Origin of the sequence: Halovenus aranensis (genome assembly GCF_900100385.1) — an archaeon.
Classification (GTDB): Archaea; Halobacteriota; Halobacteria; order Halobacteriales; family Haloarculaceae; genus Halovenus; species Halovenus aranensis.
On record NZ_FNFC01000010.1, the window covers coordinates 29,177 to 51,556 of the forward strand.

A 22,380-nucleotide genomic window follows, 5' to 3' on the forward strand; every position below is an offset into this window, starting at 1 on the left:
GGCGAATTCATACTACTATACTCTTCGTAGAGGGTGATAACTTTTGTGATTGGAATCTGTTGTCATTCCACAAACTAGTTGTATTCACCCTTTCGGTGCCAAATCTCCCAGTGCGGCGATGCCATCGACTGTGTTGCTCAAAAAATACACCGCGCCGTCGGCGATAGCCGTCTGGCCCAGCGTCGGGTCGAAGGACTTGCCGACAGAGTAATACCACCGCGTCGAGCCGTCGGCGCGGTCGAACGCGGCGACACAGGGCCACATCGTGTCGAACTCGTCAGACCTGACGGAGACGACGACGCTTTCCTGGCCGACACAGATACCATCGGCTAGCGGCTCGACCTCGGTCTGCCACTGTTGTGACCCGTCGGTCACAGAGACGGCGAACAGTCCCGCCGGCGAGAGGACAAATGCCGTCTCCCCGGCGACTGCTACTGCCTGTATCCGTCGCGACACCCTGTCCACTCTGTCGAGGTCGAGCAGCCTCCGGGACTCGTCTCCGGAGTGGCTGACTCTACGGAGCGTCCCCTCGTCGCTGATGAACACGCCGTTCGACGTGACGGCCGGTGGCGTCTCGGCGATGAGTTCCCGCTCCCAGGTTCGTGTCCCGTCTGTCAGGTCGTAGGCGCGAAGCACCTCGGTATCGTCCTGGCGGCGACCGGCCGCGTACACGCGGCCCTCGAAAACGGCTGGTGGGACCGTGTCGAGTCCGAAGCGCATCTGTACTGTCCAGGCGATGGTTCCCGTCCCAACCTCGAGGGCGACGAGGTCGTCCCGCCCGCGGCGCTCGAACGGGACGAGCGCGAGTTCGCCGGCAGGGTCGACAGTCACCGGCCCCGCTGCAGCCCCCTCTCTCGGTGTCTCCCACAACAGGTCGCCGCTGTCGCGCTCGACGGCAACCACACGTCCGGCGACGCCGAGTATCACCGCCTCGGCGGTCACTGCAGGCGCGGTGGCATCTCCGGTTTCTGCGTCGAGGTCGACGCTCCAGCGCGTCTCGCCGGTCTGTGCGTCGAGTGCGTCTATCTGCGTAGCGACCGAAAAGACGGTGTCGCCGGCCACGAGTGGCGGTATCTCCCAGGCGTCGCCACTCTCCCAGGCGAGGGTTCCGCGGTCGGGGACCGCTACCTCGGCGGCGCCGGTGTTCGCGGCGTCGTGTGCGAACTGGCCCCAGGTTCCCCTCGGCATTGCCGGAAGCGACCGGCTCGGGTCGTCGTCGAGACAGCCGGCCAGGGCCGTGCTGCCCGCGAGCGCACAGGCAATCACGCGTCTACGGGTCCAATCCATACTGCCGTTACCAAGGGGTCGTAGTTACCGGTCGGCCACCAATTTCAGACAGAGAAAATGACCGACAGGCGGCCGCGGGTGTGTCATTCGCTGAACGAGGCGTCGTACCGGCGATACACGACGACGAACGCGAGAAAAACGACGAGTGCGCCCACGGCGACGCCTGCACCCTCGCCGTAGGGAATCCCAGTTTCGCCGACCATCTGGCCGGTGGCGCCGCCGCCGACCATCATCGCGAGTATCACACCGAGGCCGAGAATGAACCGGGTCACGACGTTCGCTTCGACCGGATTTGTCATGTTACAGGCGTATGCTACGCCAGCGTATAAGTACTCTCCTTGCCAGCGTCAGGCCGTCGACTCCTGGAGCGGCCTGATTGCGATTTCCATCTCGACGCCCTCGACGGTCCAGCTCTCGCGGTGGCCATCCTCAAGCGCGCCGAACTCGGCGGCTCGGACCTCCCGGCCGATGAGGCTCTCGTGGTTGCGAACCAGCGCGGCCACGCGGTCGTCTTTCACGTCGAGGTCGACCCGAATCTCTTCCTCGATGTCGAGGTCGAGTTCTTTGCGCATCTCCTGGACGCGGCGGATGACTTCGCGGGCGTACCCCTCGCTCTCGATGCCCTCGGTGAGTTCGGTATCGACGTAGACGACGCCCGTCGAGTCGAGTGCCTCGAACTCGGTCGCGGAGACACCCTCGGGTGTCTCGGTGACGATTTCGACCATCTCGTCGGTCAACTCCACGTCCATGCCCGTCTCGGCTTCGACGGCCGCTTCGAGTGCGTCGAGTGTCGGCTCGTCGACGCGTGCCGCGTTGAGCGCGTTCATCACGGGGCCTGCGTCCTCGCCGAAGGCCGGGCCGAGTTTCGACATGTCCGCGGTCGCAGAGTAGCGAATCTCTCCCCACTCGTCGCCCGGACCGAGTACCCGCACCTCGCGAGCGTTGAGCCGCTCGGCGACGAGGTCGGCCTGCGTCTCGACGGCGTCGGCCAGCGTCTCGCTGCCCGTGTCGACGACGACTTCGGGAACGGGCCAGCGCAGCTTACGCTCTGCCTGCTGGCGGGCGTTCGAGCCGGCCTCTTCGACGGCGCGGACGGCCGTAATCTCTGCCTCGAGTTGCTCGTCTTGGAGTGTCGCGTCGCGGTCGGGCCAGTCGGCCATATGGACCGTCGGATGGCCGTCGTCGCCGGTCAACGCGCCGTACAGTTCCTCGGCGACCAGTGGAACGAAGGGGGCCATCATCGTCACCGTGTCTTCGAGCACGCGGTACAACGTCGCGTAGGCCGCCCGCTTGGAGGGGGAGTCGGCCTCGTCCCACATGCGCTCACGGACTACTTGGACGTAGAATCGAGACACGTCCTCGACGATGAACTCCAGCAGCGCCTCGACCGCGTAGTCGTTGGCGAACGACTCGAGCTCCTCGGTGACCGTCTCGGCGGTCGTCGCGAGCCGCGAGAGAATCCACTCGTCGACGAGTTCGAGGTCGTCTTCGACCGCCTCGACGCTCGTCTCTCTCGGGTCGAAGCCGTCGGCCGCCATGTACGGCAGCGGGAAGCGGACGACGTTCCAGAGGATGTTGAGCTGGCGTTGCATCTTCTCGGTCCCCTCCCAAGAGAACTGCATGTCCTCGCCGCGGGGATTGACCGACAGCAAGAACAGCCGCAGGGGGTCGACGCCGTGTTCGTCGATAACGTCGTGAGGGTCGATGCGGATGTCCTTCGATTTCGACATCGCGCGACCGTCGGGCATCAGCGCGTGACCGTGCATCAGCAGGTTCTCGTAGGGGACCTGGTCGACCGAGACCGTCCCCATGCCGAGCTGTGACCAGAACCAGCCACGGGTCTGGTCGTGTGCCTCGATAACGAGGTCGGCCGGCCACAGTTCCTCGTGTTCGGACTCGTCGCTCGGGTAGCCAAGCGTCCCCCACGAGGCGACCGAGGAGTCGAGCCAGACGTCGAACACGTCGGGGACGCGCTCGTAGACGACACCGTCTTCGGTGATGGTGAGGTCGTCGACGGTCCCCTTGTGGAGGTCGACCGTTTCGGGGTCGATGTCTTGGTCGACGCGCTCGGCGAGCTCCTCGCGGGTGGGGACGACGATTGCATCGTCCATCTCGCCGCTCCAAGTCAGGCTCTCGCCGTCGGTTGTCTCGCCTGGCAGCCAGATGGGAATCGGAATCCCCCAGTAGCGCTGACGGGAGACGTTCCAGTCCGGTGCCTCCTCGACGAAATCCCGGAACCGGTTCTCACGCGCCCACTGGGGGTGCCAGTCGCTGTCCTCGATGTTGTCGAGCAGGTCCTCTTTCACGTCGGTAACGGTGATGAACCACTGGTCGGTGACCATCTGGACGATACCGGTGTCACAGCGCCAGCAGTGGCCGTAGCTGTGCTGGGTCTCGCCGGCGTGGAGCATCCGGCCCTCGGCTTCGAGGTCGGCGATGATATCCTCGTTGGCATCGCGGACGAATTCGCCGGCGTATCGGCCGGCAGCGTCGGTGTAGACGCCGTCGCTCCCGACCGGACAGAACGCCTCCAGGCCGAGTTCGCGGCCGCGAGCGAAGTCCTCCTCACCGTGGCCGGGCGCGGAGTGGACCAGCCCCGTCCGGTCGGCCTCGACGTAGTCGGCGGTGTAGACCTGGCAGGCACCCTCGAAGTCGGGGTGGTCCGGGACCTCCTCGGCCAGCGGGTGGTCGTACTCCCAGCCGACCATCTCCGCGCCGGTCGTCTCGTCGACGACCTCGTACTCCTCGTATCCGCCCTGTTCGATTACCTCATCGACGCAGGCTTTCGCGACCCACAGGACCTCTTCCGAGCCGTCGGACGCACTCGCACGGACTGCCTGGTAAGACAGGTCGCCGTCGACGGCGACGAAGGTGTTCGCTGGAATCGTCCAGGGCGTCGTCGTCCAGATGACAAGCGAGCCCTCCCGCTCGGTGAGGTCGAATTTCACGTATATCGAGGGGTCGTGAACGTCCTCGTACTCGACTTCGTTGTTCGCGATGGCCGTCTCACACCGGGGACACTGCGTAATCGAGCGCTGGCCCTGCTCGACGAGGCCGCGGTCGTTCGCCTCTGCGAACCCCCACCAGGCGGCCTCCATGTACTCCGGCTCGACCGTCCGGTAGGGGTCGTCCCAGTCCATCCAGACGCCCATCGACTTGAAATCTTCCGTGAGCTGCTGGAGGCTGTCCTCGGCGAAGTCCCGACAGTCGTCGACGAAGTTATCGACGCCGTAGTTCTCGATGTCTTTCTTGTTCTGGAAGTCGAGTTCCTCCTCGACTTTCGTCTCGATTGGCAGGCCGTGCATGTCGTACCCCGGCCGGTCGTAAACATCGTGACCCTGCATGCGCTTGAACCGGATGTAACAGTCTTTGAGGCTCTTGTTCAGGGCGTGACCCATGTGTGCAGACCCCGAGGTGTAGGGCGGCCCGTCGAGGAAATAGTACGGCTCCTCGTCGGCCCGGTGCTCTTTCGTCCGCTCGTAGGCGTCGACGGCCTCCCAGTGGTCGAAGACGCGGTCCTCGACCGCATCTGGTTCGTACTGGTCGCCGACATCGCCGAACCGTCGTCCGTCCGGTGTGTCGTCGCTCATATGTGTGCTAACCGTTCGCCGGGATTAAAGGAGAATCGATTGTCCCGGCTCAGGGCTCGGTCAGCGCGTAGATAGCGCCGTCGTTGCTGCCGACGTAGACGGTGTTCGAGACGACGGCAGGTGAGGAGATGACATCGTTTCCCGTCTCGAAACGCCAGCGGACGGTCCCCTCAGTCGTATCCAGCGCGTAGACGGCGCCGTCGGTGCTGCCGACGTAGACGGTGTCCGAGGCAACAGCAGGCGAGGAGATGACCGCCGCACCGGTGTCGAACTCCCACTCTATCCCTCCCCGTTTGCTGTCGACCGCGTAGACCGAGCCGTCGTTACACCCGACGTAGACGGTGCCACCGTTGTGGTCTGTGACGGCGGGCGAGGAGACGACCGGTGCGGTCGTATTGAACCGCCACTCCACCGTTCCCTCCTCACTGTCGAGTGCCACGAGGCCATCCTCTTCGAGACCGACGTAGACGAGACCGTCGGCGACAGCGGGTGAAGAGCCGACAGTCGACCCCCCGTCGAAGGTCCAGCGTGTACTCCCGTCGGCCGTATCGAGCGCAACGACTCCCCTGGTCTGTTCCTCCCAGGTTGTCTCGGACGTCTCGCGGGTCAGCGCGCCCACATACAGCGTGTCGTCGACGACGGCACCGGCGAGACTCGTCGTCGACAGGCCGGCAGCTTCCCACTCTCGCTCGCCGTCGGTGGTGAACGCGTACACGCCCTGGTTGCCGAAGGCGTACAGTCGCTCGTCGACGACGGTCGGCGTTCTAAGTGGACTTTCGACGGTCTCGTTCCGCCAGCGCTCGGCTCCGTCTGCGAGCGACCGGGCCGCGATAGCTGGCCCGTCACCCGAGCTGTCGGCGAAATACATGCGACCGTCGTCGAGTGCTGCCGTCACCGCACCGAACGCCTCGAGTGATGCACGCCAGCGCTCGCCTCCGTCCTGGGTCGCCAGCGCGTAGACGGAGCCGTCGCCGTCACTGACTAGAACTGTCTTCTCTGCGACGACCGGGGACGTTCGCACATCCGCGCCGAGTTCGACCGACCATGCCTCGGTTACGTCGGCGGTCGGGCCGGCCGACGCCGTCACGTGCCCCGTGTTCGCCGCATCGAACCGAAACTGCGGGAACCGCCCGCTCTTCGAGTCCTGCAGGTAGGTCGCCGTCGCCCAGGCACCGCCCGCGGCCGCGACAGCCGCGAGCCCGGCCGCACCGAGCACGGCTCGACGACCGACCGCCGTGCTGTCGTCGGTTGCCTCCACGTCGCCGCTGTCACTCGGCGGCCCCATTCCGGTTGGTGGCTCTGTGTCGCGGGCAGGGCGCTCCCCCTCATCGGGCGGGTCGGGAGTCGTGTGGCTCTCGAACAGGAGCGCGCGTTTGAACGCGTACGGCGAATCGTACCGCTCGTCAGCGTCTGTTGAGAGAGCAGTCTCGATGACGGCCGCGACGGCCGGTGGCACTGCGTCTTCGAGGGGCTGTTGTCCGTCGTCTGCGCCGGGTAGCTGACCCGTCACTGCGTAGTACGCCAGTCGGCCGAGTTGAGTGACCGCGGTATCGTCAGACGTGGTCGCTTCGTCCCGAGGCTGTATCGGCCAGTCAAGTGTCCCTCCGTCTGCCGTGACACGCACACTGGCCGGCGAAATCGTGGCCGGACTGTGGCCGGCAGCGGCCGCCGCTCGGAGGGCTTCGGCCACGTCGCCGACGACCGCCCGTGTCTGCTCGACCGACAGCGGGGCGGCTTCCGAAAGGGGTGTTCCCGCCGTGGTGACAGCGAGCCACGGGCGCGGGGTCGTCCCCCGTTCGTGGACGGTGCTGATACCGGGGCGTGAACTGAGCGACGCCCAGGCGTCGAGGCGGTCGGTCACTGCCGTCTGTTCCGCTGTCGTCGTGATGAGACGAACTGTGTCAGGGCCGTCTGTGAGGCGTGCGGCGTAGACCTGCACGGCACCGGTCTCGTCGCGGAGGTCGGCGGCCGCGATGCCTGTGGCGTCGCGGACGAAGTGGGCGGCGTCGTCTGCCATCGCTCGGTAGTACTGCCTGGGCACACAAATACAACCGGGGCCGCCTCGCGTGGGCCGCCGCCGGGCGTGTCGCGCCGAAAGCCCTTTTTGCCTGCCAGTGGATGCTCACGTATGAACACGGTCATCGTCGTCTCGGTCCTCGCGCTCATCCTGCTGTTCGTCTTTTTCGTCTTCCTGCTGATACGGCGGAGCGCACAGGGATTCAAAGAGGGCATGGAACAGGGCCGCTGAACGCCGCGGCGTGGCTATCACAACTTGTCGTGTCGTCGTTCTGACGCTGATGTGATGTCTTGGTTATATTTGATGCCATCGAGCGCTATCCTCTCGGCGAGGACGACGCCGGGCCAACCTCGGTATTCCGGTCGATTTTACAATAGGTTTTATTTAACCCGGTGTGCTATAGTCTTTCAGGCATGCACAAAAAACGACGGCGTGACTTACTCAAAGGCATTGGGGCAGCAGGCACTATCGGCTTAGCAGGCTGTATCGGCGGCGGTGACGACGGCGACGATGGAGACGACGGCGGCGACAGCGACGGCGGCGACGGTGACGGCAGCGACGGTGACGGTGGTGACGGCGGTGACGTCGAGACTCGCGAGATAATGTACGGCGTGTTGATGCCCGAGACCGGTGACCTCGGCTCACTCGGTGGGCCGATTGGCGACGGTGCCAGACTCGTTGCCCGGCAACTCGAAAGCGAGACCGACTTCAGCTTCGACGTCAGCTCCAGCGACACCCAGACCAACCCACAGACCGGTATCAGCGAGGCGAACTCGCTCGTCGACGCCGGTTATCCCGCTGTCGTTGGCTCGGCGTCTTCGAACGTCAACCTCCAGGTAACCCGACAGTCGTTCATCCCGAACGAAGTCGTCGGTATCTCGCCGTCGTCGACCGCACCGGCGGTTACCCAACTCGACGACAACGGGTACATCTTCAGGACGGCCCCATCCGACGCGTTACAGGGCCCCGTTATCGCGCAGGTCGCAGTCGAGGAGTTCGACGCCAGTACTGTCTCGACGATGTTCCTCAACGACAACTACGGGCAGGCCCTCGAAGAGTCGTTCGTCGAGGCATTCAGAAACGAGCACGACGGTGAGGCGCTCGAACGTGTCTCCTTCGAGCCAGAACAGGCCTCGTATGCCTCACAGCTGGACACGGCGATGAGCGCCGACCCTGACTTCCTGTGGATTGTTGGCTTCCCACAGTCGGGTATCCAACTGTTCCGTGACTTTTATAACAGTTTCAGTGAGGACTTCCCGATTATCGTTCCGGACGGTCTTATCGACGATACGCTCCCCGGCGAGGTCGGCAACCCGATGACAAACGTCTGGGGGACCGCTCCGGCGGCCGGCGGCGCCGGCGCAGAGCGGTTCGCTGAGCTCTATCAACAGGAGTGGGACCGTGAACCGGGCGTGTTCAACGCCCACGCGTACGACGCCGCCGCCTGTGTCGTCCTTGCAAACGCTCGGGCCGGCGAGAACGACGGCACCGCAATCCGTGATAACATGCGTGAAGTCGCCAACCCACCGGGAACGGAGATTACCGCAGACAACCTCGCGGAGGGGCTCCGAATGGCCGCCGCCGGCGAGGAAATCCAGTACACCGGCGCGTCGTCGGCAGTAGACTTCGACGAGAACGGCGACATGAAGGCTGTCTCCTACGACGTCCTCCGGTACCAGGACGGCGAGGCACAGGTCCAACGAACTATCGACTTCAGCTAACGACCGCCACCGACTCGCTTTTTATCAATTTATATAGTGAACCTGTCTATTAGCCTTCTGCTTCCGAGGCTAACTCGGCCGTGTCGAGACGGGTGCTATGTGGCGAGTTTCTTCGAGACACAGACCAGTTGCGCGATACCGAACCGCTAAAGACCGTGCACCCGCCACTACAAATAATGACACGTCTGGGTACGGCGCGTGCCGACCCTGGGGAGATGGCCACCGGTGAACTGGACGTCGGCGAGGCCCGCGACGGCAGCACGGTGTCGCTGCCCGTAGCGGTCGTCAACGGCACGAGCACGGGGAAGACACTCTACATGCAGGCCGCAAGCGACGGCGACGAACTCAACGGCGTCGGCGCCCTCCAGCGGGTCGTTCCACGACTCGACCCGCGGGAACTCTCGGGGACGATTCTGATTGTCGGCGTCGCCAACTACCACGCCTTCCAGCGCGGCGAGCACCGAAATCCAATCGACGATACGAAACTCAACCGGACCTATCCCGGTGACGAGAACGGCACCTCGACCGAACGCATCGCCGCGGCGACGTTCGGTGCTGCCCGCCGGGCTGACCTGATTGTCGACCTGCATCAGGGCTCGACCTCGCGGATGATAAACGAGGTGCGCGTCAGGTGTGGGCGGCGCCACCGGCTCCACGACGACTGTCTCGAACTCGCCAAGGTGTTTGGCTGTGGACACATCCTCGACCAGAAAGGCCCCGACGGCCAGCTCGCCCGTGTCGGTCCCGACGAAGGGATTCCGACTGTCGACCCGGAACTCGGCGGCGCCGTCGGGTTCGACGAGGAGAGCGTCCAGTACGGAGTCGAAGGGGTATTTAACGTCCTCCGGTATTACGACTTCCTCGACGGGCACGTCACGATGCGCTCACAGACCCGCGCCAGCGGGTTCGAACAGTACGGCTCACCCGTCGGCGGTATCGTCGACTTCCAGGTCGAACTCGGTGAGACGGTCTCGCGCGGGACGACGCTGTTTACCGTGACCGACGTCTTCGGAACCGTCAAGGCGGACATCACCGCCGATACCTCGGGCATCCTCTGGCGGACCCGGCGCCGCCCACCGGTCGCCTCCGGCGAGTACGTCTGTTCTGTCGGGACGGATATCGACACGTACTGATCGCAATTGCGCGGCTGTCTCGATTCCAATAGCCGCTACGAGTTCGGTACGCATTTTATGTCCGTTCGGGCGTTATCGCGAGTATGGACTGGCAGTCGGTAGTTCGCTCCCGCCGGGCGATTGCGGTCTCTCTGTGTCTCCTCGTCGGAAGCGTCGCCGGGGTCGCGTTCGTCGGCGCAAACGGCATTCCGGGCGAGGACCGGCTCCCGGCGTGGGACCGAGTCTATCCGTCTCTGGAACTCGACGAGGGGACGACCGAGACGCTCGTCCACGAGAAGGTAAACGACGCCCGCGCCGGGAGCAACCTGACACGACTGTCGAGAAATGACACCCTCAGCGCCGTCGCGCGCAACCACAGCCGAGATATGGCCGAGCGCGGCTTTTTCAACCACACGACTCCCGATGGTGTCGGCCCGAGCCAGCGGGTCGACCGCGCCGGGGTAGCCTGCCAGGCGGTCAGCGAGAATATTATCCGTTTACCACGACAGAACCACGAGGAGCCACTGGCAGAGACGGCCGTCGAATCGTGGCTCGAATCTGCGGGACACCTGATGAATATCGTGGCCGAGAACTGGTCACGAACAGGTGTCGGCGTCGTCGCCGACGAGGATACGGTCTACATCACGCAGGTATTCTGTTCGTAGACGGGAACGGTACGTCTTTAGGCGGCCACGCAAAGATGGAATATGGAAACCTGGCGACTGTTCGCCTGGACGACCGGGCTGTTGCTCATCTGGGGAACCTTGGTGTCGGTGCTCGGTTACGACCTCTCGCCGGTCTCTATCGTCTTCGCAGCGGCGTTCGGGATGCTGGGGTTTTACCTGAGCAACAGGCTGACCGACAGATTGAACGACGAGTAAAACGCGACGCGGCCCTTCAAATCGAGTCTTTGACGTACTTCGCCTTGCTGAAGCTGTACGTGGCGTAGCTGGTGTACGCAACGAAAAACAGCGTTGTGATGGCGCCAGTGATGATGCCAAACGTGACGTCACCAGCGCCGACGGTGTCGTGAACCGTCCCGAATGCGATGGTCGTGACTGTGCCAACGATGTACGAAAGCGGCACCGACACCGTCGCTGCGAGCCCAGCAACGATGAACGCGAACAGGAGCGGTTTCTTGCTGTCGTCAATCATCGTTTGTATCTCTGCAGCACTGGTTTATAGAACTGTCGAAGCCAGCGACGTCCCTGTCTATGTACCTTGTGTGAGTGTGTCACCCACAATAATATCACTGCCTATCACTAAGCTGGCCTGTATGAGAAAAGACGGGGAACACTGGAGCCTCGAGTTCGTAGACGGAGTCGTCGTCGGTCACTTCGGTCAGGAGATGCCGCTCGAAGCCTTCGAAACCGAAGCGTATCCAGCCTTCGAGGCGATAATCGGCGAGCACAAAGACGACATCGTGGGAACGGCCGACCTTGTCGAGGTCGACGACAGGCTCGGAAACGATGTCCTCGAGGTCTGGGAACAGGCAGCACAGGAGTCCTCACAGCTGCCAAACTACGAACGCGGTGCGCTGGTCGCGGATGGTCTCAAACGGTTCGCACTCCAGAACAAGCTCGATGTTCCGGACGCAGAAATCAAGGCGTTCGAAGACCTCGATACGGCAATCGAGTGGGCACGGGGCGGCCGTTGACGACGCCTCCTCACAGCCGCGACGCCGACGCGCTCAGTAAAACGCTGCCGGGCCGTGGTCGTCTTGCCATGTGAACGCGAACAGCCGCCGGGCGGGGGCCCGTTCGAGCTGGCGACCGTCGGCGGCGACGCCGGTGGCCGGGTCCCACGTCGTGCCGTCGGCACCGAGTCGGCCGTCGACAACTGCGAAGTCGTAGCCGGGGTCCTCGAACGCGTGGAGGCCGTCGGCGGCGGTGACCACCACGTCCATATCGCCGACTGTGTCGGTGACGACACCGCCCTCAGCGCGGAGGCGCGGCTCGGGGTAGCCGACGGACTCACCGCCGTGTTCGATTCCCAGTACCAGCGTCTTCGGGCTGACATCCTCGCGGTCCCAAGAGCGCCCCTCGCCGGTGCGGTGTGCCTTCAGGCCGAACTCGTCTATCTCGAAGTACTCTTCGTAAGGGTCGTCGGTGTAATCGACCGGGGCCGGCTGGTCGTCGTCGCTGGCTGCCTCGCTTTTGATGTCTGGTGGCTGGAGTACGACACCGTCTGGATACTCCACACAGAACCGCTCCCACGTGATGATGCCCGCCGGCCGGACGGCCAACTCCGTCCCTTCGAAGGTGCCAGAGAGGCACTCGCCCCGGGACTGCTTCCACTCGGAGTCGGTTTCGCGGTCGTACATTACGAGGTCGTCGTCGGCGAGTTTCCCCGAGACACCGAAGGTCAGCACCCGCTCGCCGACGGTCCGCTCGTAGACGACGCCACTGGCACAGAGGGGACACCACGTCACCGCTACCGGGTCGCCGTCGATGCGGTCATTGACGATTTCGTGGAAGTTGAGGATGCGAATCGGGTACGCCTTCGGGGGGTCCCCGTCGAGGACGAGGACCTCGTCGTCTGCACCGCCGACGAACTTCTCGCCGAACACGGGGTCATCGATGCTCGGAATGGCGTCTTTCTCGAGGACGTCTACGACGTTCATGGAGTTGGATTCACCTGTCTCAGGTAAGAATGTGTGCTGTGTGTGTGGCTCCGGAGACAGACCACTAGTGGAGTTTGAGTTCGACCCGACGGCCGTCGGGGTCACGGACGTAGGCCGCCCACGCCCGGCCGTAGGCACCGTATCGCTTGTAGGGTTCGCCGTCCTCGACCTCGACGCCGTGGTTTCGGAGGTCGGCCAGCATGTCGTCGAGTTCCTCCCGAGCGTCTACCGTCTCAGAGCGCACCAGCAGACAGAGGTGTTCGCCGCCGACCTCCACATCGTCGTCGGTCGGCACGAGGTGGATGTGTCGTCCACCGGCGACGACCGCGACGTAGGGAACCTCGCCCGCCTCGTAGCGGTCGCGGTCCCGGACCGGCAACCCCAACTGGTCGTGGTAGAACGACAGCGCGCGGTCGATGTCCGTCACCCGAATCGCCATATGGTCAATGTCGACAACGTCCATACTCCCGGTTGGGGCCTGCGAGACTTATATTGGGGCACGCGAGAGAAACCAGATATTTCAGCCTCGGGTGACGACAGACGAACTATGCCCTCCTACACACGCCGGCAGGCACTCGCGGGTATCGTCGCGACCAGTATCGCTGGCTGTCTCTCCCGTCCCACGGGGACCGGCTCGCTGGACGACCTCGACGGGTCGTGGCCGGTCGCTGGCGGCAACGTAGGGCACTCGCGCACTGTCTCCGGAGTACCGAGCAACCCGGAGACGGTGTGGACGACAGAGCTACCGGACACCCGCTCGGTTGGCACCCCCGCAATCGTCGACGGCCAGGTGTACGTCCCGGTCGATTCGGTCTCCGAACAGGCGCGACACCGCTATGGGATACACGCTCTCTCAGGAGAAACCGGTACGGAGCGCTGGCAGGTCCCGCTCCGAGCAGAGCCAAACGGGCCGCCGGCAGTCACGGCAGGACGCATCCTCGCCAGCGGCAAGCGAAGCACTGAGCGAGGCCGACTGGTCGCCTTCAGTGAGCCACACGGCGAGGAGGAGTGGCTGTACGATGTCGACGCCCGTGTGACCGCACCACCTACCTTCGACGTGACGACAGTGTTTCTCCCGGACTGGAGCGGGACTGTCCACGCGCTGTCGGCGGTCGACGGCTCGGTTCGGTGGGCTCGTCGCGTCGGCACCGCGGCCGGACAACGGACCTTCCCGCACGCGGCGGCAGTCGAAAACGGGCGACTGTATCTGGGGTCGAGTTCGGGCCAGACCGGCGTCGTCGCGGTCGACGCCGAAACCGGCGAGACCGACTGGTCGCGGTCGACGCCACGGGTGACCGCCGGCCCGGTCGTTCACGACGGGCTCGTGGTGGCACAGACCGGCTCGGTCGTCCGGGCCTTCGATACCGACGGCGGCGAGCTGTGGGCGGTGTCTCTGCCAAACCAGACGCCGCGCCGGCTACAGTCGGCTGTCGACGACAGCCACGTCTACGTCACCAGAGGCGCGACGACGTACGCGCTCACACGAGAGGGCAAACAAGATTGGACCTACGACCACAACGCCGCGGCGAAGCGCCCACCGACGGTCGCCGGAGACGCAGTGCTCGTCCCCGAAGACGACGCGATAACCGCCATCGACCGGACCGACGGGACGACACTGTGGCAGACGAAAACAGACGGGCAGGCCACACTCGTCACGGCGTCGAACGCCCTCCTCACAAGCAACTCCAGCACGGTGACCGCGCGCGGGTAACAGACAGGTCAGAAGACACTTTATCGGCCGCTCACAGGGTCGGATATGAACCTCAGCGACAAGCGCCTCGTCGTCACCGGCGGCGCGGGCTTTGTGGGCTCGCATCTCGTCGAGCGACTTCTCAACGAAAACGACGTACTCGTCGTCGATGACTCCTCGAACGGCGACAAAACAGCAGTTCCAGATGAAGCGACGGTCCTCGAAGGCGACCTGACCGACCCGGACGTGGCCGCCGACGCGATTACAGCCGACGTAGACGGCGTGTTTCACCTCGCCGCTGCGAAGGCCGTCGATACCGACCGCCCGCGGGCACAGTTCGAGGACAACCAGACGATGACCTACAACGTCCTCGAACGGATGGACGAGGTCGGCGTCGACAAACTTGCATTTACCTCCTCCTCGACGGTGTACGGCGAGGCACCGCGACCGACGCCGGAGGATTTCGCGCCCTTAGAGCCAATCAGCCCCTACGGCGCGGCCAAACTCGCCGAAGAGAGCATTATCTCGACGTATGCCCACAGCCACGGGATTCAGAGCTGGGTGTTCCGGTTTGCAAACATCGTCGGTCCACGGCTCCGCGGTGCGGTCGTTCCCGACTTTATCGAGAAGCTCCGCGAGGACCCCGAGCGGCTGGTCATCCTCGGCGACGGCCGCCAGGAAAAATCATACATGCACATCACGGAGTGTCTCGATGCCATCAGCTTCGCTGTCGAGAACGCGGCCGACGACCTGAACGTCTTCAATCTCGGGACGCGGACCACCACTTCGGTCGACCGAATCGCAGATATCGTGGCCGACGAACTCGGTGTCGACCCGACCTACGAACACACCGGCGGCGACCGGGGCTGGACCGGCGACGTACCACGGATGCGCCTCTCCGTCGAGAAGCTTGCGGGGCTGGGCTGGGAGCCGTCACAGTCGAGTGACGACGCTGTCCGCCAGGCGACCCGAGAACTCGGCTCTGAACTGTAAGCCAGTCACTCTGTCACAGTGATTCCGTCCCGGTGGCTGCTCATCAGTGAGATACTGTGTCAATGTAAATGATAACTTTTAAGACGACTGCTCGCCACCGTACCAGAAACATGGACGACGTAGGGGGCCGCCTCCGTGACTGCCCCGACTGCGGGCGGACGTTCAACAAGCACATCAACAGCCGCTGTCCGGCGTGTGAAACAGAACTGGACGACGACTACACGTAGGTCCGAAGACCAATCTATTCACTCACTGCTCTCTGCTGTGTCTTCCTCATTACCCCCGGAGAGGCCAGCGTCTTCGTCGCGGTCGAGTGCCCGCTCTGTGTCGTGGTACTCGGAGTAGCCGTCGAACCACCGGACGATGCGTTCGATACGGTCGACGATGTGGCCGGGCTGGCCACTTCGCGAGAGTTCGTGTCCCTCACCCGGATATCTGACGAAACGAGTGTCGACGCCGTGTTTGCGGAGAATGCGATAGAACAGCTCTGCCGTGCAGGCTGGCGTCCGGTAGTCGTCGTCGCTGTGGAGGACCAGCGTCGGTGTCTCGACCTCGTGAGCGTGGCCGGTCGGCGACCGCTCCCAGAGGAACTCAGGCTCCTCCCACGGCGTCGTGTCGAAATCGCCCTCGACGAGCGAGTAGGCACCGTCTGTCGAGCCATAGAAGCTCGTCAAGTCATAGACGCCGCGCTGTGAGACCGCCGCCTCGAATCGGTCGGTGTGGCCGACCATCCAGGCGGTCATGTAGCCGCCGAAGCTGCCGCCAGTGAGGAACAGTTGGTCGTCATCGACGTACTCGCGGTCTGTCGCCGCCTCGATGCCCGCGGTCACGTCGCTCATCGTCACCGAGCCCCAGTCGCGCTCGATTGCTGTCATGAACTCCTCGCCGTAGCCCGCCGACCCCCGGGGGTTCGACCAGAAGACCACATACCCCCGCGCGGCGAGCGTCTGGAACTCGTGGAACATCGTCCCGCTCGTGGTCCACATCGCGTGTGGCCCGCCGTGGACCTCGACAGCGAGGGGGTAAGTCTCGTCGGGGTCGAAATCCGGGGGCGTGAGCAGCCACCCCTGCAGGTCGGTCCCGTCGTTCGTGTACGAGAGTTCCTCAGGTCGCGAGACTGCCCGGTCGTCGAGCAGGTCGGCGTTGATACGCGTGAGGCGGTGTTCCTCGGCCCCGCCGAGCGTCGAGACGAAGAGGTCGCCGGGGTGGTCCCACTCGCTACGGACGACGGCTACGAGGTCCTCGCCAATGTGGGCAGCGTCGAGGCTGCTCCAGTCTTCTCGCAACACGCGCTCCGGGTCAGTGTCCTCGTAGTCGACACGCCACAGTGACACGGCTCCCTCGTCGGGCGTCGTGAAAAAGAGGCGCTGTTCGTCGGGTCCCCACTGGGGCGCGGCGGCGTACCCCAGTGTCCGGTCGAGGTCGGCTGTCGGTCGGAACACGTCGCCCGTCTCGGCGTCGAGGACGTTCAACTCGACCTGGCGAAGCGTCGACTGGTCTTCCTCGTTGTAGAGGAAGGCGACGCGTCCGTCACTGGTGGCCGCCAGCCCCTGACTCCAGCCGGTCGTCGTGTGGACCGTCTCGCTCGTCTCCGTCTCGAGGTCGTGCTCGATAATCTCGTAGGTCTCGGAGTCGTCGGGGTCGTCGCCGATGCTTTTGGTGTAGTACAGTGTTCCCTCTTCGCCCCAGGACGGGCTCGCGTAGTCGGCATCGCCGTCGGTGAGCCGCTGTATCGAATCGTCCTCGCCGGGGCGGTCGCCACCAAGGTCGACCGTGTAGACGTGGCTTCGTTTCCCGTCGAAGTACCGCTCCATCGAACGGTAGACCGTCCGGTCGATGACACGGGGGTCTGGGTCGTCGGGCTCGAACTCCTCGGGGACCTCGATGTCGCGCCCGGTGTCGCGGTCGTCCTCGTCCACGCTCTGGACGAGCGCAATCGTCGAGCCGTCGGGCGACCATTCGATTTCGCTGACACCGCCGACGACGTTCGTGACCTGCCGGGCCTCGCCGCCCGCTGTTGGCAGGACCCACAGCTGTGGGCGGTCGTCGCTCGCGCCGCGCGTCGAGACGAAAGCGAGCCGGTCGCCGCTCGGACTCCAGCGCGGCTGGCTGTCGACGCCCTCCTCGACGGTAAACCGTCGGAGGTCGTCGCCCCCAGTCGAGACGACGTAGATGGTAGCAGCGTAGGACGCCTCGTCCTCGGGCACCTTACGGACGAAGGCAACCGACTCGCCGTCAGGCGACACTCGTGGCTCCTCTATCTGCACGATGTCGTGGAAATCGACCGCCTCGATTCGCTCCATGCTCTCGGTGTGTTCTCCTGTTCCAAAGGGGGTTTCGGTTACGGAGCTGTCGCTCGTCTCACAGCTTCTACCGGCGAATTTCCGCGCCAGCAACGAGCCCTGGCGTACTTGTATCTGTAGCCGAAACTATCACCAAATGGCATCACCTCGCGCATCGCTCAGCCGTCGACGCCTTCTCGGGGCCGGGGCAGGGGTGGTCACCGGGACGCTGGCCGGCTGTACGCGGCTCAGCGAGTTCGTCGCAGACTACGTCGTCGGCGAACTCAACCTATTTAATCTCTCGAAGGACCGCCTTACCGGGCCGGTCACGCTCGTCGACCCCGATGGTGAGACGGTGCTCGACGAAGACGTGAACCTCGCGCCCGAATCGGGTGACAAAGACGGCGAGCCGTCAATCCTCTACGAGGACGTGCTGACGACTGCCGGTCGCTACGAGCTGACACTCGAACTCGATGCGGCCGGGCCGAGCGACCGCGCGGCAGTTACCGCTGCCAAGCGCCTCCAGATTACCGACCCCGACCCCGAGAAGATTGTCGTCTTCTTCAGCGAGCGCTGGACTGAGGAGTTTCTCACGATTCAGGCAATCGAGGACTTCGCCGAACTCGAAGACGACTTCGAGGACTAGCGCTCCTCGAACCGGCGAATCCCCCGGTCGCCGTCCTCGAACAGCCAGAAAAAGACCGGCACGTAACAGAGCCAGGCGAGGACGTAGCCGAGTCCAATCAAGATGCTCCGGGTATCGCCGGCCGCAGCGGCTCCGTCGATAAGCCCGGCGAGTAACGCGATGCCAGCCAGCACTGCGACCGGCGGGTCATCGAGCCAGTCGTAGACGACGCCGATGAGCGAGCCGACGATATAACAGAGCGCGTACCGCCCGAGGGCCGCACCGCCAACGTACAGATAGAAGTACACCGTTACCGAGGGGCCGGGGTCGATGCCGGTCAACTCGATGAGTGAGACGAGTCGGCCCACGAACGACTCCTGGACCCTGAACAGACTGATAACGACGAGAAGCGCCGTCAACAGACCGACGACGCGGCCGGCTTTTACCCCCGCGTGAGCGGGGTCGTGCTGCTCGACCATCTGGTATGGCCGGATTATTTCAGTCTGACCGCGGTGCCGTAGGCGAGTACTTCCGAGCCGCCCTGTGAGATTTCGGAGCTTTCGAGCCGGACGTTGACGACTGCGTCGGCACCCATCGACTCTGCGTCGGTGACCATCCGGTCGAGTGCCTCCTCGCGGGCTTTGGTCAACAGCTCGGAGTAGGCTTTGAGTTCACCACCCGTGAGGTTCCGGATACTCTGCGTGATATCACGCCCCACGTTGCGGGCCTCGACCGTGTTGCCCCGCGCGATACCAAGCGTCTCTGCAACCTCTTCGCCTGGAATACTGTCGGTGTTTACGACCTGCATATCACGTCGTAGGACGTAGTGTCGTACAAAAGTGTTGCCTGTGTTTCACACCGAGCAACGATTGACCTTTGTGCCAGGACTCAATACGGTCGAACGTGCAAGTCGTCGGCTACGAGACGGCTCCGGTCGGAAACACGGACGCGGCCGCGTTGCTGCTTGCGAGCGACGGCACTGTCTCCCGGGAGCCGTTGACGCCCGGGACCGACCTCACTTACCGACTCGGCGAGCGCCACTGCGCCGGCACTATCGAGGACGGCCGTCACACCGGCTGTTCGGCTATGTCGGCTCCGTACTGCGACCGTCACACCTCGCGATGGGCGTGTGCGCGGTGTACCGGCGACTGCGAAATGCCACTCGAGACCTGCCACGAGAAACACGCACTCTATCTCGCGGCGTTTGCGCCCGCGACGTTCAAGGTCGGTGTCACTCGGTCGTGGCGTCTGGAGACCCGCCTGCGCGAACAGGGCGCAGACCGGGCCGCCCACCTCCGGACGCTCTCGAACGGCAGGGTCGCTAGACAGATAGAGGCCGATATTGCCACCGACGTTGGCGACCGAGTGCGCGTACCGACGAAGATTGCGGGCCTCCACGAAGTCGTCGACGACGACGCCTGGGAGGAGTTGCTGGCCAAGTTCGACCCCCAAGAGACCTTTACGTTCGAGTACGGCCTCGACCTGACCGAGCGGCCGGTCGCCGAGACGATTGCAAGCGGGACCGTCCGCGGGGCACAGGGCCGGGTGCTCATCGTAGAATACAGCGGAAGCACCTACGCGGTCGACCTCCGGGACCTAGTCGGGTACGAACTCACGGAAGGAGAGCCAGACCGTTCCCTCCAGTCGAGTTTCGCGGCCTTCCAGTGACCGTCGTTTCAGCCGCCTGACCAGAATCTGTCGAAACAAGAGAGGCTAAGTGTGTCGGGAAAAAGCACACCACAACCCCGATGAGTCTGACCGCCAACGACAGAGCGATCGCAGGGTTCACGATGACCGGCCACGCGCTCGTCCACTGGTTCGAGACCTCGATTCCAATCTTTCTGGTCGTCTGGCTCGCCGAGTTCGACGTTGCCGTCGGTCTGTTCGGAGTGATTGTCGCGCTCGGGTACGCGCCGTTTGGCCTCGGTGCGCTCCCCGGCGGCGTCCTCGCCGACCGGTACGGCACGAAGCGACTCATCGTCCTCTGTCTGGCGGGAATGAGCGTCGCATTCCTGTTGTTGTCGCTTGCGAACTCCATCTACGCCATCGGCGGCGGACTCGTCCTCTGGGGGGTCGCCGCCAGCGTGTATCATCCCGCCGGCCTCTCGCTCATCTCGACGGGCGTCAGCGATCGCGGGACGGTCTTTGCCTACCACGGTATCGCCGGCAACATCGGCATCGCGCTTGGACCGTTTGTCGCTGCGACGCTACTCATCTTCTACGACTGGGAACTCGTCGCCACAGGCCTGGCGGTGCCGGGGCTGCTCGCAGCCGCCTACGGCCTCTCTGCAGATTTCGACCCCGTCGCGGCCGCCGACGAACTCGACGAAGAGACCGAGGAGACACCCTCCTCGCTGACGGACATCCTCGCCAACTCGCGGGCGCTGTTTGCGAGTGCCTTCGCCGTCGTCTTTCTCATCGTCTCCTTCGAGGGGCTGTTCTACCGCGGGATGTTGACCTACCTGCCGGAAATTCTGCAGGACCTGCCCGCGCTCGTCAACTTCGACCCCGGACCCGGACTGGAGGGTATCGAGCCCGGCGACTACATCTACGTCGGCCTGCTCGTCGTCGGCATGGGCGGGCAGTACGTCGGCGGGAAAGCCACCGACCGGGTGAGTCCAGAGCGCGGTATCGTCGGCATCTTCGGGGTACTTGCTGCGCTTGCGCTGTTGTTCGTGCCAGTCTCCGAGCTCGGTCTCGGACCGCTTGTGGTGTTGTGTTGTATTCTCGGCTTTTTCCTGTTTGCCATCCAGCCGTTCTATCAGGAGGCCGTCGCAGTCTACACCCCACCTGAGGGTCGGGGACTCTCGTATGGGTACACCTATCTCGGCGAGTTCGGCTTCGGCTCTGCGTCGATTGCAGTCGGCGGGTTCCTGCTCGGCTCCTTCGAGCTTGCGGTCTTCTTTACCGCGCTGTCTGCGTTTGCGCTGGTCGGTGCCGGGCTGGGGGCGTTTCTCTGGGTCCGGTATCAGGGAACTCCCTCGGAGTAACTGTCTGCATCGCGCGCCAGAACTGCTTTCAGTAGTGTGGCCGAACTACGAGCATGGTCAGCGTCGCCATCTCTTTTTCCGGCCCGTTCGCGCTCGTACTCGCGGCACTTGGTGCGGTCTGGATATATCAGGACGCCACAAAACGAGAGATGGAGACCGCAGACATGTGGGCCGTCGGATTCTTCGTCGGCTTCTTCGTTCCGCCACTAATCGGTGCCGTCGCCGTCCTCGTCTACTACATGCAGAAACGGGAGCCGAGATATCCGAACCCACAAAGTGTCCCCGGTCAGTGAGCCGTGATTACTCGCCCAGGTGTCGGGCGATGATGTCTTTCTGAATTTCGGAGGTCCCCTCGTAGATGGTCGTAATCTTGGCGTCGCGGTAGTACCGTTCGACGTCGAAGTCCTTGGTGAAGCCGTAGCCGCCGTGAATCTGGACGGCCTCGTCGGCCACGTCGACGGCGGTCTCGCTGGCAAAGTACTTCGCCATCGAGGCAGCCTGTGGCGCGACCGCTCCCTCGTTCTGTCTGGCGGCGTCCCGCGTGAGCAGACGGGCGGCCTGGACGTTCGTCTGCATGTCGGCGAGCTTGTGGGCGATTGCCTGGTGTTCGCCAATCTGCTTGCCGAACTGCTCGCGCTCGTGGGCGTACTCGATTGAGTCGTCAAGTGCCGCCTGTGCGAGGCCGACGGCCTGGCTGGCGATGGCGATGCGACCGCCGGTGAGAATCGAGAACGCGGCTTTTAGCCCGCGTCCGACCTCGGTCAGCCGGTACTCCGCAGGGATGTGGGCGTCCTCGAAGATGAGCGTCGTCGTATCGCTCGCTCGAAGCCCCAGCTTGTCCTCCTTTTTGCCCACCTCGACGCCCTCGGTATCCATCGGCACGAGGAACTGAGTGACCGTATCCGGGTCGTCCCGGTCGGTCTTCGCAAAGAGGATGACGACACCGGCGCGGGTGCCGTTTGTTATCCACTGCTTTTTGCCGTCGATGACGTACTCGTCGCCCTCTCGTCGGGCCTCCGTCGTCATCGCGGCGGGGTTCGAGCCCGCGTGGGGCTCAGAGAGCGCGAACGCACCGACGGGACGGCCCTCGTTCATCTCCGGCAGCCACTCCGCTTTGTGTTCCTCGGAGCCAAACTCCGCGATACAGGACGTTGCGAGACAGTGGACCGAGAGCGCGGTCGCAAGCGAGAGGTGCCCGCGGGCGAGTTCCTCGTTGATGATGCTGTAGGTGACTTCGTCGGCGTCGAATCCGCCGTACTCCTCGGGGACGGTTAGGCCGGCGAATCCGAGTTCCGCGAGTTCGTCCCAGACGCCCTCCGGGAACGTCTGTGTCTCGTCGGCTTCGTCGACCACGTCGGCGACCTCCGCCTCGACGAAGTCACGAATCGTCTCCTGAATCATCTCCTGTTCGGCGGTCAGTTCCATACGAGACAGTAGGACGCCTGTGTAG

At 64.0% G+C, this 22,380-nt stretch carries 23 protein-coding genes; 12 read left to right on the forward strand and 11 right to left on the reverse strand.

What is annotated here, in order from left to right; translation table 11 throughout:
- Positions 1 to 84 precede the first annotated feature (84 nt).
- From BLR34_RS10960 to BLR34_RS10975, 4 genes are all read right to left on the reverse strand, one after another.
- Positions 85 to 1,287 carry an outer membrane protein assembly factor BamB family protein gene (locus BLR34_RS10960; protein ID WP_092702941.1) on the reverse strand — a complete coding sequence of 401 codons (1,203 nt, stop codon included), beginning with the start codon at positions 1,285 to 1,287 and terminating at the stop codon, positions 85 to 87.
- A gap of 83 nt (positions 1,288 to 1,370) precedes the next feature.
- Positions 1,371 to 1,586 carry a hypothetical protein gene (locus tag BLR34_RS10965; RefSeq protein ID WP_092702943.1) on the reverse strand — a complete coding sequence of 72 codons (216 nt, stop codon included), beginning with the start codon at positions 1,584 to 1,586 and terminating at the stop codon, positions 1,371 to 1,373.
- 48 nt (positions 1,587 to 1,634) lie between these two features.
- A complete protein-coding gene (gene ileS, locus BLR34_RS10970; RefSeq protein WP_092702945.1) occupies positions 1,635 to 4,877 on the reverse strand; it encodes an isoleucine--tRNA ligase in 3,243 nt (1,080 codons plus the stop codon).
- 49 nt (positions 4,878 to 4,926) lie between these two features.
- The gene (locus BLR34_RS10975) at positions 4,927 to 6,894 is read right to left on the reverse strand and encodes an outer membrane protein assembly factor BamB family protein (protein ID WP_092702947.1); all 1,968 of its coding nucleotides are present in this window, start codon (positions 6,892 to 6,894) and stop codon (positions 4,927 to 4,929) included.
- Positions 6,895 to 7,005: 111 nt separating this feature from the next.
- Between BLR34_RS10975 and BLR34_RS17755 the strand changes: the two genes are divergently transcribed.
- From BLR34_RS17755 to BLR34_RS17025, 5 genes are all read left to right on the forward strand, one after another.
- On the forward strand, positions 7,006 to 7,125 hold the full coding sequence (locus tag BLR34_RS17755; protein WP_438267595.1) for a DUF7859 family protein: 120 nt from the start codon (positions 7,006 to 7,008) through the stop codon (positions 7,123 to 7,125).
- Between the two features lie 182 nt (positions 7,126 to 7,307).
- Positions 7,308 to 8,615 (forward strand): ABC transporter substrate-binding protein, encoded by a 1,308-nt coding sequence (locus BLR34_RS10980; RefSeq protein ID WP_092702949.1) that lies wholly within the window; start codon positions 7,308 to 7,310, stop codon positions 8,613 to 8,615.
- 176 nt (positions 8,616 to 8,791) lie between these two features.
- A complete protein-coding gene (locus BLR34_RS10985; protein ID WP_092702951.1) occupies positions 8,792 to 9,748 on the forward strand; it encodes a succinylglutamate desuccinylase/aspartoacylase family protein in 957 nt (318 codons plus the stop codon).
- Positions 9,749 to 9,831: 83 nt separating this feature from the next.
- Positions 9,832 to 10,392 carry a CAP domain-containing protein gene (locus BLR34_RS10990; RefSeq protein ID WP_092702953.1) on the forward strand — a complete coding sequence of 187 codons (561 nt, stop codon included), beginning with the start codon at positions 9,832 to 9,834 and terminating at the stop codon, positions 10,390 to 10,392.
- Positions 10,393 to 10,434: 42 nt separating this feature from the next.
- Positions 10,435 to 10,608 (forward strand): hypothetical protein, encoded by a 174-nt coding sequence (locus BLR34_RS17025; RefSeq protein WP_176765305.1) that lies wholly within the window; start codon positions 10,435 to 10,437, stop codon positions 10,606 to 10,608.
- Positions 10,609 to 10,624: 16 nt separating this feature from the next.
- Here BLR34_RS17025 and BLR34_RS10995 read toward each other — a convergent pair whose 3' ends face one another.
- Positions 10,625 to 10,882, reverse strand: a complete 258-nt coding sequence (locus tag BLR34_RS10995; RefSeq protein ID WP_092702955.1) for a hypothetical protein — start codon at positions 10,880 to 10,882, stop codon at positions 10,625 to 10,627.
- A 121-nt stretch (positions 10,883 to 11,003) separates the two neighbouring features.
- On the opposite strand from BLR34_RS10995, the gene BLR34_RS11000 reads away from it, so the two are divergent.
- Positions 11,004 to 11,384 carry a SpoIIAA family protein gene (locus BLR34_RS11000; protein ID WP_092702957.1) on the forward strand — a complete coding sequence of 127 codons (381 nt, stop codon included), beginning with the start codon at positions 11,004 to 11,006 and terminating at the stop codon, positions 11,382 to 11,384.
- A 33-nt stretch (positions 11,385 to 11,417) separates the two neighbouring features.
- On the opposite strand, the gene BLR34_RS11005 is transcribed toward BLR34_RS11000, so the two are convergent.
- Positions 11,418 to 12,350 (reverse strand): DUF3179 domain-containing protein, encoded by a 933-nt coding sequence (locus BLR34_RS11005; RefSeq protein ID WP_092702959.1) that lies wholly within the window; start codon positions 12,348 to 12,350, stop codon positions 11,418 to 11,420.
- 64 nt (positions 12,351 to 12,414) lie between these two features.
- Entirely contained in the window at positions 12,415 to 12,813 is a 399-nt protein-coding gene (locus tag BLR34_RS11010; protein WP_092702961.1) for a VOC family protein, read from the reverse strand.
- A gap of 84 nt (positions 12,814 to 12,897) precedes the next feature.
- Between BLR34_RS11010 and BLR34_RS11015 the strand changes: the two genes are divergently transcribed.
- The gene (locus BLR34_RS11015) at positions 12,898 to 14,061 is read left to right on the forward strand and encodes an outer membrane protein assembly factor BamB family protein (protein ID WP_176765306.1); all 1,164 of its coding nucleotides are present in this window, start codon (positions 12,898 to 12,900) and stop codon (positions 14,059 to 14,061) included.
- Positions 14,062 to 14,106: 45 nt separating this feature from the next.
- Entirely contained in the window at positions 14,107 to 15,033 is a 927-nt protein-coding gene (locus BLR34_RS11020; RefSeq protein ID WP_092702965.1) for an NAD-dependent epimerase/dehydratase family protein, read from the forward strand.
- A 245-nt stretch (positions 15,034 to 15,278) separates the two neighbouring features.
- Here the strand turns inward: BLR34_RS11020 and BLR34_RS11025 are convergent, their stop codons facing one another.
- On the reverse strand, positions 15,279 to 17,336 hold the full coding sequence (locus tag BLR34_RS11025; RefSeq protein WP_092702967.1) for a S9 family peptidase: 2,058 nt from the start codon (positions 17,334 to 17,336) through the stop codon (positions 15,279 to 15,281).
- A 136-nt stretch (positions 17,337 to 17,472) separates the two neighbouring features.
- On the opposite strand from BLR34_RS11025, the gene BLR34_RS11030 reads away from it, so the two are divergent.
- Positions 17,473 to 17,961 carry a hypothetical protein gene (locus BLR34_RS11030; protein WP_143414153.1) on the forward strand — a complete coding sequence of 163 codons (489 nt, stop codon included), beginning with the start codon at positions 17,473 to 17,475 and terminating at the stop codon, positions 17,959 to 17,961.
- Here the strand turns inward: BLR34_RS11030 and BLR34_RS11035 are convergent.
- Both BLR34_RS11035 and BLR34_RS11040 read right to left on the reverse strand, forming a co-directional pair.
- A complete protein-coding gene (locus BLR34_RS11035; RefSeq protein WP_092702971.1) occupies positions 17,958 to 18,419 on the reverse strand; it encodes a hypothetical protein in 462 nt (153 codons plus the stop codon). The two genes, BLR34_RS11030 and BLR34_RS11035, sit on opposite strands and share 4 nt — an antisense overlap.
- A gap of 14 nt (positions 18,420 to 18,433) precedes the next feature.
- Positions 18,434 to 18,748 carry a YbjQ family protein gene (locus tag BLR34_RS11040; protein ID WP_092702973.1) on the reverse strand — a complete coding sequence of 105 codons (315 nt, stop codon included), beginning with the start codon at positions 18,746 to 18,748 and terminating at the stop codon, positions 18,434 to 18,436.
- A gap of 95 nt (positions 18,749 to 18,843) precedes the next feature.
- On the opposite strand from BLR34_RS11040, the gene BLR34_RS11045 reads away from it, so the two are divergent.
- From BLR34_RS11045 to BLR34_RS11055, 3 genes are all read left to right on the forward strand, one after another.
- Entirely contained in the window at positions 18,844 to 19,608 is a 765-nt protein-coding gene (locus BLR34_RS11045; protein WP_092702975.1) for a DUF2797 domain-containing protein, read from the forward strand.
- Between the two features lie 80 nt (positions 19,609 to 19,688).
- The gene (locus BLR34_RS11050; RefSeq protein WP_092702977.1) at positions 19,689 to 20,930 is read left to right on the forward strand and encodes an MFS transporter; all 1,242 of its coding nucleotides are present in this window, start codon (positions 19,689 to 19,691) and stop codon (positions 20,928 to 20,930) included.
- Between the two features lie 53 nt (positions 20,931 to 20,983).
- Positions 20,984 to 21,223, forward strand: a complete 240-nt coding sequence (locus BLR34_RS11055) for a hypothetical protein (RefSeq protein ID WP_092702979.1) — start codon at positions 20,984 to 20,986, stop codon at positions 21,221 to 21,223.
- Positions 21,224 to 21,230: 7 nt separating this feature from the next.
- Here BLR34_RS11055 and BLR34_RS11060 read toward each other — a convergent pair whose 3' ends face one another.
- Positions 21,231 to 22,355, reverse strand: a complete 1,125-nt coding sequence (locus BLR34_RS11060) for an acyl-CoA dehydrogenase family protein (RefSeq protein ID WP_092702981.1) — start codon at positions 22,353 to 22,355, stop codon at positions 21,231 to 21,233.
- Between the last annotated feature and the right edge of the window lie 25 nt (positions 22,356 to 22,380).